General features: G+C 75.0%; 14 protein-coding genes. 4 read left to right on the plus strand and 10 right to left on the minus strand.

Going from position 1 to position 12,061, the window contains the following annotated elements; all coding sequences use genetic code 11:
* The first annotated feature begins 8 nt into the window (after window positions 1–8).
* The gene (hutG, locus tag PV796_RS10675) at window positions 9–977 is read left to right on the plus strand and encodes a formimidoylglutamase (protein ID WP_274912714.1); all 969 of its coding nucleotides are present in this window, start codon (window positions 9–11) and stop codon (window positions 975–977) included.
* 151 nt (window positions 978–1,128) lie between these two features.
* Here hutG and msrB read toward each other — a convergent pair whose 3' ends face one another.
* The 4 genes from msrB to PV796_RS10695 all read right to left on the minus strand — a co-directional run bounded on the left by msrB (window position 1,129) and on the right by PV796_RS10695 (window position 4,968).
* Window positions 1,129–1,536, minus strand: coding sequence for a peptide-methionine (R)-S-oxide reductase MsrB (gene msrB, locus PV796_RS10680; protein WP_274912715.1), 408 nt, complete (start codon window positions 1,534–1,536; stop codon window positions 1,129–1,131).
* 16 nt (window positions 1,537–1,552) lie between these two features.
* Complete coding sequence (murC, locus tag PV796_RS10685) at window positions 1,553–2,953, minus strand: UDP-N-acetylmuramate--L-alanine ligase (RefSeq protein WP_274912716.1); 1,401 nt, start codon at window positions 2,951–2,953, stop codon at window positions 1,553–1,555.
* A 135-nt stretch (window positions 2,954–3,088) separates the two neighbouring features.
* Window positions 3,089–3,730 (minus strand): response regulator, encoded by a 642-nt coding sequence (locus PV796_RS10690; protein WP_274912717.1) that lies wholly within the window; start codon window positions 3,728–3,730, stop codon window positions 3,089–3,091.
* Window positions 3,727–4,968: a sensor histidine kinase gene (locus PV796_RS10695; RefSeq protein WP_274912718.1), complete on the minus strand. Its 1,242-nt coding sequence runs from the start codon at window positions 4,966–4,968 to the stop codon at window positions 3,727–3,729. The genes PV796_RS10690 and PV796_RS10695 overlap by 4 nt, the downstream gene beginning before the upstream one ends.
* 181 nt (window positions 4,969–5,149) lie before the next feature.
* Here PV796_RS10695 and PV796_RS10700 point away from each other — a divergent pair, with 181 nt between their 5' ends.
* Together PV796_RS10700 and PV796_RS10705 are read left to right on the plus strand one after the other, a co-directional pair.
* On the plus strand, window positions 5,150–6,238 hold the full coding sequence (locus PV796_RS10700; RefSeq protein ID WP_274918964.1) for an ABC transporter permease: 1,089 nt from the start codon (window positions 5,150–5,152) through the stop codon (window positions 6,236–6,238).
* On the plus strand, window positions 6,235–6,921 hold the full coding sequence (locus tag PV796_RS10705) for an ABC transporter ATP-binding protein (protein ID WP_274912719.1): 687 nt from the start codon (window positions 6,235–6,237) through the stop codon (window positions 6,919–6,921). The genes PV796_RS10700 and PV796_RS10705 overlap by 4 nt, the downstream gene beginning before the upstream one ends.
* A gap of 48 nt (window positions 6,922–6,969) precedes the next feature.
* On the opposite strand, the gene PV796_RS10710 is transcribed toward PV796_RS10705, so the two are convergent.
* The 3 genes from PV796_RS10710 to PV796_RS10720 all read right to left on the minus strand — a co-directional run bounded on the left by PV796_RS10710 (window position 6,970) and on the right by PV796_RS10720 (window position 8,781).
* Complete coding sequence (locus PV796_RS10710) at window positions 6,970–7,164, minus strand: hypothetical protein (protein ID WP_274912720.1); 195 nt, start codon at window positions 7,162–7,164, stop codon at window positions 6,970–6,972.
* A 166-nt stretch (window positions 7,165–7,330) separates the two neighbouring features.
* Complete coding sequence (locus PV796_RS10715) at window positions 7,331–7,828, minus strand: indole-3-glycerol phosphate synthase (RefSeq protein WP_274912721.1); 498 nt, start codon at window positions 7,826–7,828, stop codon at window positions 7,331–7,333.
* A gap of 137 nt (window positions 7,829–7,965) precedes the next feature.
* Window positions 7,966–8,781, minus strand: coding sequence for a pyrimidine reductase family protein (locus PV796_RS10720; RefSeq protein WP_274912722.1), 816 nt, complete (start codon window positions 8,779–8,781; stop codon window positions 7,966–7,968).
* A 67-nt stretch (window positions 8,782–8,848) separates the two neighbouring features.
* On the opposite strand from PV796_RS10720, the gene zapE reads away from it, so the two are divergent.
* Window positions 8,849–9,976, plus strand: a complete 1,128-nt coding sequence (gene zapE, locus PV796_RS10725) for a cell division protein ZapE (protein ID WP_274912723.1) — start codon at window positions 8,849–8,851, stop codon at window positions 9,974–9,976.
* Between the two features lie 40 nt (window positions 9,977–10,016).
* On the opposite strand, the gene PV796_RS10730 is transcribed toward zapE, so the two are convergent.
* From PV796_RS10730 to PV796_RS10740, 3 genes are all read right to left on the minus strand, one after another.
* Entirely contained in the window at window positions 10,017–10,214 is a 198-nt protein-coding gene (locus tag PV796_RS10730) for a hypothetical protein (RefSeq protein WP_274912724.1), read from the minus strand.
* 108 nt (window positions 10,215–10,322) lie between these two features.
* On the minus strand, window positions 10,323–11,003 hold the full coding sequence (locus PV796_RS10735; protein ID WP_274912725.1) for an ABC transporter: 681 nt from the start codon (window positions 11,001–11,003) through the stop codon (window positions 10,323–10,325).
* Window positions 11,000–11,917 carry an ATP-binding cassette domain-containing protein gene (locus PV796_RS10740; RefSeq protein ID WP_274912726.1) on the minus strand — a complete coding sequence of 306 codons (918 nt, stop codon included), beginning with the start codon at window positions 11,915–11,917 and terminating at the stop codon, window positions 11,000–11,002. Before PV796_RS10740 ends, PV796_RS10735 begins: the two co-directional genes overlap by 4 nt.
* Between the last annotated feature and the right edge of the window lie 144 nt (window positions 11,918–12,061).

Below are 12,061 nucleotides of genomic sequence, written 5' to 3' on the forward strand. Positions count from 1 at the left end.
ACGCAGCGATGACGGTCCCCGTGGACGCACCGTCCGAGCCGTGGACGGGCCGGGACGACGGACCCGGCGAGGACACCCTGCGCTGGCACCACGCCGTCGCCCACGCCGAACGGGCCGACTGGGACGCCGCGTTCGTCGGCTTCCGCAGCGACGAGGGCGTGCGGCGCAACCAGGGACGGCAGGGCGCGGCCGGCGGCCCGGCGGCCCTGCGCACCGCCCTGGCCTCCATGGCGCTGCCCGCACCGCTGCGGGCGCTCGACGCCGGTGACATCGCCGTCGCCGACGGCGATCTGGAGGCCGGCCAGCGGCGCCTCGGCGCGGCCGTCACCGCGCTCCTGGACCAGCGGCGGCCCGTGGTGGTGCTCGGCGGCGGCCACGAGGTCGCCTACGGCAGCTACCTCGGGCTGGCCGACAGCCGCGCCCTGCGCGACGGGGCCCGGCTCGGGGTGCTCAACCTCGACGCCCACTTCGACCTGCGCGACGACGACCGGCCCAGCTCCGGCACGCCGTTCCTGCAGATGGCGCGGGCGGAAGAGCGGCAGGGCCGGCGGCTGAACTACGCGGTCCTCGGCGTGAGCCAACCCAGCAACACCCAACGGCTGTTCCACACCGCCGACAAGCTGGGCGTCCGCCACCTCCCGGACACCGAGTGCGGCCCGCTGCACCTCGGCGGCGTCGACCTCTTCGTCGACGCGTTCCTGACGAGCTGCGAGGTGGTCCACCTCAGCATCGACCTCGACGTGCTGCCCGCCGCGGCGGCCCCCGGCGTCAGCGCCCCGGCCGCCTACGGCGTCCCCATGGAGATCGTCGAGCACGTCTGCGCCCGGGTCGCGGCAAGCGGAAAACTGGCCGTCGTCGACGTCGCCGAGCTCAACCCGGACCTCGACATCGACAACCGCACCGCCCGCGCCGGCGCCCGCCTCGTCCACCGCATCCTCACCACCCCCCGCGTGGGGAGTCCGGGGAGCGACGCCTGACCCGTCCCCCGCCGCGGGGACGATCGCCGACGGGCAGACGCGAAAGCGACGGCAACAACGGGAGCGGGCACGGCCACCACGGCCGTGCCCGCTCCCGCGCGCGCCTCGAACTCACCCGCTCCGCACGCCCGTTGGCGGCGGAGCGGGCGGCTCAGCCCTCGTCCGGGGCCAGCCGGAGCGAGATCGAGTTGATGCAGTACCGCTGGTCCGTCGGCGTCGGGTAGCCCTCGCCCTCGAAGACATGGCCGAGGTGCGAGCCGCACCGGGCGCAGCGCACCTCGGTGCGGACCATGCCGTGGCTGCGGTCCTCCAACAGCTCGACGGCGGCACCGTCCTTGGGGTCGTAGAAGGACGGCCAGCCGCAGTGGCTCTCGAACTTGGTGTCCGAGCGGAAGAGTTCGGCGCCGCAGGCGCGGCAGGAGTAGACGCCGGTGGTCTTGGTGTCGGTGTACTCGCCGCGGAACGCCGGCTCGGTGCCGCCCCGGCGGAGGACCTGGTACTCGGCCGGGGTCAGCTCGGCGCGCCACTGCTCGTCGGGCTTGTCGATCTCGTACGTCATGTGGGGGCTCCTCAGCTCATGCGCCCAGGCGGGACAGGATGGCGGGGCCGAGGTCGGTCACATCGCCCGCGCCCATGGTGAGAACAAGGTCACCGGGGCGGCTCATTCCGGCGATCAGCTCCGGGATCGCGCCCTTGTCGGCCTCGGGGGTGACCTGGGCGCCGGCGTCCCGGGCGGCGTCGGTGATCAGGGCGCTGGTGACGCCCGGGATCGGGTCCTCGCGGGCCGGGTAGATGTCCAGGACGACGGAGGCGTCGGCGAGGGCGAGGGCCTGGCCCATCTCGGCGCCGAGCTCCTGGGTGCGGGAGTACAGGTGCGGCTGGAAGACCACGAGGATGCGGCCGCCGGTCTCCTCGGTGGCGCTGCGGATCGCCTCCAGGTCGGCGGACATCTCGGTGGGGTGGTGCGCGTAGGAGTCGATGACCTGGACGCCGGCGGCCTCGCCCTTGAGCTGGAGGCGACGCTTGACGCCGGTGTACTTGCCGAGGGCGTCGGCGAGTTGGTGCGGCGGGAGGTCCAGGGCGACGCCGGCGGCCAGGGCGGCGACGGCGTTGCTGGCGTAGTGCCGGCCGGGGACGGAGACCGTGAAGGTGAGGATCTTGCCGCTGGTGAGGGTGACCGTGACGTCGCTGGCCAGGCCGTGCGGGGTGATCTGGAGGATCCGGACGTCGGCGTCCTTGGCCTCGCCGTAGGTGACGATCTCGATGTCGTCGCGGCCGAGCCGGCCGGTCAGCTCGCGGGCGCCGGGGTGGTCGGCGGAGATGACCAGGGTGCCGCCGGGGCGGACGCGGTCCACGAAGGTCTCGAAGGACTCGTAGATCTCGTCCATCGAGGCGTAGTTGGCGTGGTGGTCCAGCTCGACGTTGAGGACGATGGCGACCTCGGGGGCGTACTTGTGGAAGCTGCGGTCGCTCTCGTCGGCCTCGGCGACGAAGATCCGGCCGCTGCCGTGCTCGGCGTTGGAACCGGGGGCGTCCAGATCACCGCCGATGGCGTAGGACGGCTTGAGGCCCAGGGCGCCGAGGGAGACGGCGAGCATGGACGTGGTGGTGGTCTTGCCGTGGGTGCCGGCGACGGCGATGGGGCGCAGGCCGTCCATGAGGGCGGCGAGGGCGTCGGAGCGGTGGACGACGGGGAGGCCGCGCTCGCGGGCGGCGGTCAGCTCCGGGTTGTCGTCGCGGATCGCGGAGGAGACCACGACGCTGGTGGCGTCGGCCGCCAAGTGCTCGGCGGCGTGGCCGATGTGGACCGTGGCGCCGAGGGTGCGCAGGGCCTGGGCCGTCGCGGAGTCCTTGGCGTCGCTGCCCGCCACCGCGGCGCCGCGCTGCGCGAGGATCTTGGCGATGCCCGACATGCCGGCGCCGCCGATGCCGATGAAGTGCGGCCGTTCCATCGAGGCTGGGATGGCGGGTGCCATGGATGGGTCTCCCTGATCGTCGAGCGGGCGTGCGGTCCTGCGTGTGCTTGCCGACGATTCTCGCACCCGGCACTGACAGCGCCGGCCCGCGACCCCGCGCCGGGACACTCCACGGGGCCCGGCCCGGTGCGGCGGTCAGCGGCGGATCAGGCCCTGGGCGGTGGCGGCGGCGACCGCGGCCGTGCGGGAGTCGACACCCAATTTGGCGTAGATGTGGACGAGATGGGACTTGACGGTCGCCTGGCTGAGGAAGAGCCGCTTGCTGATCGCCGCGTTGGACAGGCCGTCGGCGACGAGCTGGAGGACCTCGGTCTCGCGGCGGGAGAGGGCGGCGGCGGGCGTCCGCATCCGGTCCATCAGGCGGTGCGCGACGGTGGGGGCGAGCGCGGACTTCCCGGCCGCGGCGGTGCGCACCGCCGCGGCCAGCTCGTCGGGCGGGGCGTCCTTGAGGAGGTAGCCGGTGGCGCCGGCCTCGATGGCGGCGAGGATGTCGGCGTCGCTGTCGTAGGTGGTCAGGATCAGCACGCGGGGCGCCCCGGGGCGGGCGGTGATCTCCGCGGTGGCCCGGGACCCCAGCATCCGGCCGCCGAACTGGAGGTCCATGAGGACCACGTCGACGTCCAGGCTGGCCGCCAGCGCCACGGCCTCCTCGGAGGTGGGGACGTCGGCGGCGATCTCGAAGTCCGGCTCGGTCTCCAGGACGGCGCGGAGCCCGGCCCGTACGACGGGGTGGTCGTCGGCGAGCAGCAGCCGGACGGGGGCGGCGGGTGCGGTCACGGGGCGGCCCCCTGGGCGGTCTCGGGGACGGCGGACGGTTCGGGACAGGGCAGGGTGACGGCGAGGGCGGTGCCCTCCCCGGGGGCGGACTCGACGGCGAGGGTCCCGTGGAGGGCGCGGGCCCGGGCGCGCATCGCGGCCAGCCCGAAGCCGGAGCCGCCGGCGGCCGCGGAGCCGGGCGGCGGCACCTCGGCGGGCACGAACCCGCTGCCGTCGTCGACGACGTCCAGGGCGACCTCGGTGTCCATGTAGCTGAGGGTCAGCTCGACGCGGTCGGCGGCGGCGTGCTGGACGGTGTTGGCGAGCGCGGACTGGGCGATCCGCAACAGGGCGACCTCGTGCGGGGTGGGCAGCGGCGTGGGCGCGCCGGAAACCTGGCAGTGCACGGCCAGCCCGGAGGTGCGGGCGGTGGCGGCGCACAGCCGCTCCAGGGCGGCCGGCAGCGAGCCGGCTTCCAGGTCGGGCGGGCTCAGGGCGCGGACGAAGCGGCGCGCCTCGGCGAGGTTGTCGACGGCGGCGGTGCGGGCCTGCCTGATGTGCCCGAGGGCGGTCTCCGGCCGCCCCGGTACGGCGCGTTCGGCGGCCCTCAGGAGCAGTTGGATGCTGGAGAGCCCCTGGGCGAGGGTGTCGTGGATCTCGCGGGCCAGCCGCTCCCGTTCGGCGAGCACGCCGGCGGCCCGTTCCGCGGCGGCCAGTTCGCTGCGGGCCGCGGTGAGCTCCTCGATGAGGCGGCGGCGCTGCTCGCTCTCCCGGTAGAGGGCCTGGTAACCGAAGACGACGGCGACGGCGACCGCGGCGCCCAGGAAGGGGCCGATGACCGTGCCGACGCTGAGGGTGTGGGTGTGCCAGGCGAAGCCGGCGATGGCGGCGGCCGTACTGGCGGCGACCGCGGGCAGCGCCCAACGGGGCGGCAGCAGGTGCAGTTCGACGAAGAACAGCGGGAAGGCCAGCCAGACGCCGTCCGGGGTGAGCGCCAGCAGCACCAGCCACACCGCGACCACGGTGGCGAGCCAGACGGCGGCGGCGGAACTGCGGGCCCGGAGCAGCGCGGGCCCCAGGACGTAGAGCGCCAGGAGGACCACCGAGGTGGCGAGCACGGCCGGGGCGGCGGGGGCCCCGTCGGCCAGGGCGCGCACGGCGGCGAGCGCGAGCAGCCCGGCCACCATCAGGTGGAGGCACAGGCGTAGCACGCGCACAACGGGGATGAGGGAGAGGTCGGTCCTGGCTTGTTCGATCACGGCCTCTTCAGGCTACGGGCCGGTGGCGACCCCGGCATCAATCGAAAGGTGGAGCCGGGACCGCACCCTTCGGCTCCGGTGAACCACTCCCGGGCGCGATGCCGCGCGCCCCTGTGGCGGGCGACGGTGGGGGCAGCCGCCGGGCAGTGGGCCCGGCATCGATCCGAGGATGGCCGCGCCGGTGTTCGTCGCCTTCAGAGACCTGAGATTCGCCAAGGGGCGGTTCGCCCTGATGGGGACCGTCGTCACGCTGATCACGGTGTTGGTGGGGCTGCTGTCCGGGCTGACGGCGGGGCTGGGCCGGGAGAACACCTCGGTGATCACCGGGCTGCCCGCCGACCACCTGGTCTTCGCCGCCCCCGCCGGGGACGGCAAGCCGTCGTTCACCGACTCCCGGCTGCCGGAGCGGACGGTGCGCCAGTGGGCCCAGGTGCCCGGGGTGCGCAGCGCTGACCCGTTGGGGATCTCCCCCGCGAAGGTCGAGGGGGCCGGTGGGAAGACCGCGGCGGTCTCGGTGTTCGGGGTGCGGCCCCGTTCCCGGCTCGCGCCGTCCTCCGGGCCGGCCGCTGACGGCACCGTGGTGCTGTCGCAGAAGGCCGCCGACAAGCTCGGCGCGCGGGCCGGTGACCGGCTCGCGCTGGGCGGCCGGGAGGTGACGGTGACGGCGGTCTCGGGCGCGGCGATGTTCAGCCACACGCCGGTGGTGTGGGCCACGCTCGGCGACTGGCAGCGGTTGTCCGGGAGCCCCGGCGGCGCGGCCTCCGGGGGTGCCACCGTCGTCGCCCTGTCCACCACCGGGACGGACGGCCTGGCCACCGCGGACCGCCGGCTCGGCACCCGCACGGTGACGGCCGCCGACGCCCTGACCGCGATCGGCTCCTACAGCGCCGAGAACGGCTCCCTGCAACTGATGCGCGGTTTCCTGTTCGCCATCTCCGCGCTGGTCATCGGGGCGTTCTTCACGGTCTGGACGATCCAGCGCAGCGGCGACGTGGCGGTCCTCAAGGCGCTCGGCGCCTCCACCCGCTATCTGCTGCGGGACGCGCTCGGCCAGGCCGTCGTCCTGTTGGTGGCCGGCACCGGCCTGGGGACCGCGGTGGCCGCCGGAGTGGGCGCCGCGGTGGGCGGCACCGTGCCGTTCGTGCTCGACGCCACCACCGTGTTGATCCCGGCCCTGATCATGATCGCGCTGGGTGCCGTGGGCGCCGCGCTGTCCATCCGCCGTCTCACCTCCGTCGACCCGCTGACCGCCCTGGGAAGTGCCCGATGAGCCTCGAACTGACCGATGTCACCCTCACCTACCCCGACGGCGACGCCCGTTTGACCGCGCTGGACGCGGTGTCGCTGACCGTGCCGGCCGGCACCGTGACGGCGGTGGTCGGCCCGTCCGGCTCCGGCAAGTCCAGCCTGCTGGCGGTCGCCGCGACGCTGATCCGGCCGGACCGCGGGCGGGTGGTGCTCGACGGCACGGACACCACGGGGCTGCGCCGCGCCGAGCTGACCGCGCTGCGCCGGACCACCGTCGGAACGGTCTTCCAGCAGCCGAACCTGCTGCCGTCGCTGACGGCGGCCGAGCAGCTCCAGGTGATGGCTCATCTGGCGGGCCGCTCGCCCCGCGCGGCCCGCTCCCGGGCCCGCGAACTGCTGGCGGCGGTGGGCCTGTCGGGCCAGGCGGACCGGCGGCCGCACCAGTTGTCGGGCGGTCAGCGGCAACGGGTGAACATCGCCCGGGCGCTGATGAACGAGCCCGCGGTGCTGCTGGTGGACGAGCCGACCAGCGCGCTGGACCACGAGCGCGGCGCCGCGGTGCTGGACCTGCTGACCGAGCTGACCCACCAGCGCGGCACCGCCACGGTGTTGGTCACCCACGACCGTTCCCATCTGGCCGCGGTCGACGCGGTGGCGGAAGTCCTGGACGGCCGGCTGACGTTGGGGGCGGGAGCGGGAGTGTGACCCCGTACGGGACGGGCGGGCGCCGCCCGTCCCGTACACCGGCGACGGCTAGTCGTCGCGGTGGGAGAAGGTGGGGAACAGGTTGGACCTGGCGGCCTTGCGGCCCTGGTGCGGGCCGTGCGCTCCGGGCTCGGAGTCGTCGGCCTCCGGGGCGGTCGGGGCCGCGCCGCGCTCCTCGTCCCGGGTCCGGTCCTCGTTCCGGCCGCGCTCCCGTTCCGCGTCCGGTTCCCGCTGGTCCGCCATGACGGCCCCTTTCTCGATGCGCCGGTCTCGGCTGTGCTGGATTCGGCCCGCTGCGGGCCGCTTCCTGACCAGGAACGCACCGATTCGGGACAGCGGTGAGCTACAGATGACCCGTTCGGGTGCGGAAACGGCGCAACGTTGACGCGCTGGCCGAAGCGGCGCCGGTTCAGCCGCCGTTGGGCTCCTGCGGCGGCTCGTCGGCGGCGTGCGAGAACAGCTTCAGAACGGGGACGCCGACCTTGTGGCGGGCCCGCGAGGCCCAGTCCCGGTGGAAGAACTCCTCGACGAAGTGCGGGGTGGTCAGCACGATCACCTCGTCCGCGCCGGTCTCGTCGACGACCGACTTCAGCAGGTCCAGCGGGTGGTCCTCGACCACCTGCCCGACCGCCTCGGCGCCGGCGGCGCGCAACGCCTGGAGGGTGTGCGAGAGCCCCTGCTCGGCGGGGAGCGCGGCGCTCGTCCCGCCCGGCTCCTCGCCCTCCCGCACGGCATCCTCGAACTCCCCGAGCGCGACGTCGTCGATGGCCCGCAACAGGACGTCCTGCTTGCCGCGCGGCTGCATGAGGACCACGAAGGAGACCCGGTCGTCGCCGTGCAGGGTGGTGACGAACTCCACGTCCGCGGGCGTCAGAGGCTTCTCGATCATCAATACGCTCGTGAACACGACGGACGCCCTTCTTCTCTTCCGGGCACCGTATGCCACGGCGCCCACAGAAACCATCCTGCCCCGTCGCCACACGGGGCCTGTCGGCTTTTAGTGTGCCCAACGGAAGCTAAGCGGAACAGATAATTCCGCTGAAATCAGAACCGGCGGTAACGGGTGAACAGGAACCCGGACTCCTCCAGCACCGACACCAGCGCGAACCGCTCGGGAACCGCCACGGCGGGCCCGTCCATGATCCGTTGTGCGTCGCCCACCGCCACCACCGGGGACAGCGACAGGCACATCTCGTCCAGCGCCCCGGCCGCCGCGAACTGCCCCAACAGCCGCGGCCCGCCCTCGGTGAGCAGCCGGGTGTGTCCCCGTTCGGCCAACGCCCCCGCCACCCGTACCGGGTCGACGCCCAGCCCCTCGCCCGCGAAGAGCACCTCGACGCCGGCCGCGCGGGCCGCGCGCACCCGCTCCTCGGGAGCGTCGGCGCCGGTCAGCACCAGGGTGGGCACCAGCGGCTCGGTGAACAGCGGCAGCGCGAAGTCCAGCGCCAGGCCCGCGCTGACCACCGCGATGGCGGGCGCCGGCCCCTGCCCCGCGGCGGCCCGCCGGGCGGCGAACGCGGCCCGGGCGCGGGCCGGTCGGTAGCCCTCCCGCCGGACCGTCTCGGCGCCGACCACCACCGCGTCCGACAGTGCCCGCAGCACCCCGAAGATCCGCATGTCGGCGTCCCCGGAGAGCGGCTGCGAACGCCCGTCGTGGTGGGCCGCGCCGTCCAGGGAGGAGACCATGTTGGCGCGCAGCCAACCGGGGCGGCCGGACCGCACCGGGTCGTCCGCCTCCGGGTACGCGTAGGCCGCGGCCAGCTCGTCCAGGGTCCACTCGCGGTCGGTGGTCCAGTCGGGGCCGGCGGCCCGGGCGGCGTCCGGGGTGGTCGAGAGGGGAAGGGGGAACAGGCGTCGCATGGGCGCAGTGTGACATGCCTCGCTCACCGGGCCGGGTGGTGCCTCGGAGCCACTAGGCTGGAGAGCTGTGTCACCTTCGCAGCCCTCGTCCTCCCCCGCTCCCTCCCCGATAGCCACGCCCCCGGCCAACGGGGACGGTACCGCGGCCCCCACCGCGCTGACCTCCCGCACGCCGCACGTGCCGGCCGAGCGCCTGGTCGCCGAGATGGTGCCGCCGCCGCGCTTCCAGGGCGCCCGCTTCGACACGTACATCCCCCAACCGGGACAGTCGAGCCAGGCCGAGGCCGTGCAGGTCCTGCGGGCGTTCGCCTCGGGTCTCGGCATCGGGGCGGAGGCCGACGGCGGCAAGCGCCGCTGGTTCTCCAGGAGTTCGAAGAAGTCCGCCGCCCCCAAGGGACCGCGCGGTGTCTACCTGGACGGCGGCTACGGCGTCGGCAAGACCCACCTGCTCGCCTCCCTCTGGCACGCCACCCCGGCGGCCCCCGAGCTCAAGGCGTTCGGCACCTTCGTCGAGCTGACCAACCTGGTCGGTGCGCTCGGCTTCCAGCAGACCGTGCGCACGCTGAGCGGCCACCGGCTGCTGTGCATCGACGAGTTCGAGCTGGACGACCCCGGGGACACGGTGCTGGTCTCCACCCTCCTGGGCAAGCTGGTCGAGGCCGGCGTCGGACTGGCCGCCACCTCCAACACCCTGCCCGGCAAGCTGGGCGAGGGCCGATTCGCCGCCGCCGACTTCCTGCGCGAGATCCAGGGCCTGAGCGCCCACTTCCGCGCCCTGCGCATCGACGGCGAGGACTACCGCCACCGCGGCCTGCCGGAGGCACCCGCGCCGTTCGACGACGAGACCGTGGTCCGCGCCGCGCACCGCACCCCCGGCGCCTCGCTCGACGACTTCCCGTCCCTCCTGTCCCACCTGTCGACGGTGCACCCCAGTCGGTACGGCGCGATGTGCGACGGCATCCGGGCGGTCTGCCTCACCGACGTCCAGGCGGTGCCGGACCAGTCCACCGCGCTGCGCCTGGTGGTGCTCGCCGACCGGCTCTACGACCGCGAGGTGCCGGTACTGGCCGCCGGCAAGCCCTTCGACGAGCTGTTCAGCGACGAGATGCTGCGCGGCGGCTACCGCAAGAAGTACTTCCGCGCCATCTCGCGACTGACCGCGCTGGCCCGGGACGCCAAGGCGTTGGTGGCGTAGCCGACCGGATGTCGTAGGCCGGGGCCGCGCGGCCGGTCGGTCAGCCCGAGCAGGCCGTGCGCTGGGCCTCCTGCCAGGCGCAGACCGGGCAGTGGACGATGCCGGGGGTGGACGCCGGGTACTCGGTGGGCCGGCCGCACTCGACGCAGTCGGCGTGCGGTGGGCCCGCGGTGGGGCCGGTGGCGGCCGGGCCCTCGTCGGACGGTGCGGGCGGCGGCGTCGGGTCGGTGGACGGCATGGGGCGAGCCTACGCCGCGGCCGGGACGGGCCGGACCGGGGCGCCGGACAGGCCGCCGGTGGGTGGCCTGCGTGCCCCAGGTCCTTTGGCTGTCCGTCGGCCCGGTGGTCAGCCGCGGCGGCCCGTGAGGGCGCAGGCCAGGGCCGCGGCCCCGGAGGCGAGCAACGCCGCGGCGACCAGGGGTAGCCAGGGAGCGGAGATCGTGCCGCGTTCGGAGCCGGTGATCATGCCGGTCAGCGCGGCGTTGGCGGGCGAGGCGCCCAGGACGAGGACCAGCAGCGCGGCGATCAGCCCGGCCGGGACACCCCAACCGGGGCGGCGCAACACCGGCCAGGAGCACAGCGCGCCGAGCGCGGTGCCCAACAGCAGACAGACCAGGGCGGTCAGCAGCCCGGCGCCGGTCGCGGGCAGGACCGGAACGGCGACCCGGTGGTCGGTCGAGTGCGGGTCGGAGAGCAGGGCGACGAAGGCGGTGCCGGCGAGCGCCAGGAGCAGCGCGGCGCCGGCCGCGGTCAGCAGTGCCGCGCCGTGCGCGCGGGCGGGCCCGACGGCGGCCGCGGTACAACTGCGGGCGGCCGGCGGCTCGTTGGCCACGCAGATCCGGGTCAGCCACACGGCGACGGGCAGCAGCCCGCCGGCGGCGTAGCCGTACGCGTCCAGGATCGGGCCGCCGGTCTGGACGCCGATGGCGAGGAACGCCGCGTAGACCAGGAGCGGCGGCAGCCAACGGTACGAGCCGGCGAACAGCGCCGCCTGGTAGCGGAGCAGGGCGGTCAACGGGGCGGTCATGGGCGGGAGTTCTCTCCGGGAGCGAGGGTCGTGGCACCGGGCGGCCCGGCGGCGGTGACGGCGCGGATGTGCCAGGGCGGGCGCGCGGTGAGCAGGGCGCGCAGGAGGGCGTCGGAGTGGACGGCCGGCACCGTCAGCCGGAGGGTGCCGTCGGGCCCCGGGATGATGTCGGGTGCCCCCGGGAGGGCCGACGGGACCGCGCACCCCGGTGGGCCCTCGGCCTCGACGACGGTGCGCGGGACGGGGTGGTGCGCGTCCGGTTGCGCCGGCCGGTCATCCGGGCCCGGTTGCCGCAGCAGTCCGTCCGCGACCCGGTAGCGAGCGTCCGCGGCCCCGGCCAGTCGGCGTGGGTCGTGGTCGACGAAGACGATGGTGCCGCCGGCGGCGACCCGTTCGGCGACCGCGCGGTCGAGGAGGTCGCGGGCGGCCGGGTCCAGGCCGGTCCACGCCTCGTCCAGGACGAGGAGTTCGGGCTCGGCGAGCAGCGCCTGGGCGACCGCGACCTTCTGGCTCGTCCCCTTGGACAGCTCGGCCAGCGGGGTACGGGCGTGCCCGGTGGCCCCGAAGCGTTCGAGCCACTCGGCCGCCCGGCGGGCCGCCTCCGGCGTCCGCAGGCCGTGGACCCGGCCGAGGTGGGTGAGGTAGCCGACGGCGGTGAACGGGAGGGCGGGCGGGAAGCGTTCGGGAACGTAGGCGGTGCGCGGGCGGCCGGTGATCCGCCCGGTGGTGGGCCGGTCGATCCCGGCGAGCAGCCGCAACAGGGTGGACTTCCCACTGCCGTTGGCGCCCTCGACGCGCAGCAGCGCGCCCGGTGGCACGTCGAGCCGCACCTCGCGCAGCACCCAGGGCCCGCGCAGCCCGTAGCGCCGCCCGACCCCGTCCAACCGCATCCGCTGTGCCGTCTGCCGCGGCATCGGCCACACCTCCCCCTGGCTCGCTTCCCCGTCGGCCCGGCCGCCCGCTTGTCCGTTGGCCTGTTGGCCTGTTGGCCCGTTGGCCCGTTGGCCCGTTGGCCCGTTGGCGCTGACGGTAGCCGGGGGCGGGGCGCGGGGCGGCGC

This window comes from Streptomyces sp. WZ-12 (genome assembly GCF_028898845.1).
Lineage (GTDB): Bacteria > Actinomycetota > Actinomycetes > Streptomycetales > Streptomycetaceae > Streptomyces.

Excerpts from the sequence above, each read along its gene's own strand:
- PV796_RS10735 (WP_274912725.1), bottom strand. The coding sequence starts at position 11,003 with ATGACCGCCCCGTTGACCGCCCTGCTCCGCTACCAGGCGGCGCTGTTC.
- PV796_RS10705 (WP_274912719.1), top strand. The coding sequence starts at position 6,235 with ATGAGCCTCGAACTGACCGATGTCACCCTCACCTACCCCGACGGCGAC.
- PV796_RS10710 (WP_274912720.1), bottom strand. The coding sequence starts at position 7,164 with ATGGCGGACCAGCGGGAACCGGACGCGGAACGGGAGCGCGGCCGGAAC.
- PV796_RS10720 (WP_274912722.1), bottom strand. The coding sequence starts at position 8,781 with ATGCGACGCCTGTTCCCCCTTCCCCTCTCGACCACCCCGGACGCCGCC.
- hutG (WP_274912714.1), top strand. The coding sequence starts at position 9 with ATGACGGTCCCCGTGGACGCACCGTCCGAGCCGTGGACGGGCCGGGAC.
- PV796_RS10740 (WP_274912726.1), bottom strand. The coding sequence starts at position 11,917 with ATGCCGCGGCAGACGGCACAGCGGATGCGGTTGGACGGGGTCGGGCGG.
- murC (WP_274912716.1), bottom strand. The coding sequence starts at position 2,953 with ATGGCACCCGCCATCCCAGCCTCGATGGAACGGCCGCACTTCATCGGC.
- PV796_RS10730 (WP_274912724.1), bottom strand. The coding sequence starts at position 10,214 with ATGCCGTCCACCGACCCGACGCCGCCGCCCGCACCGTCCGACGAGGGC.
- msrB (WP_274912715.1), bottom strand. The coding sequence starts at position 1,536 with ATGACGTACGAGATCGACAAGCCCGACGAGCAGTGGCGCGCCGAGCTG.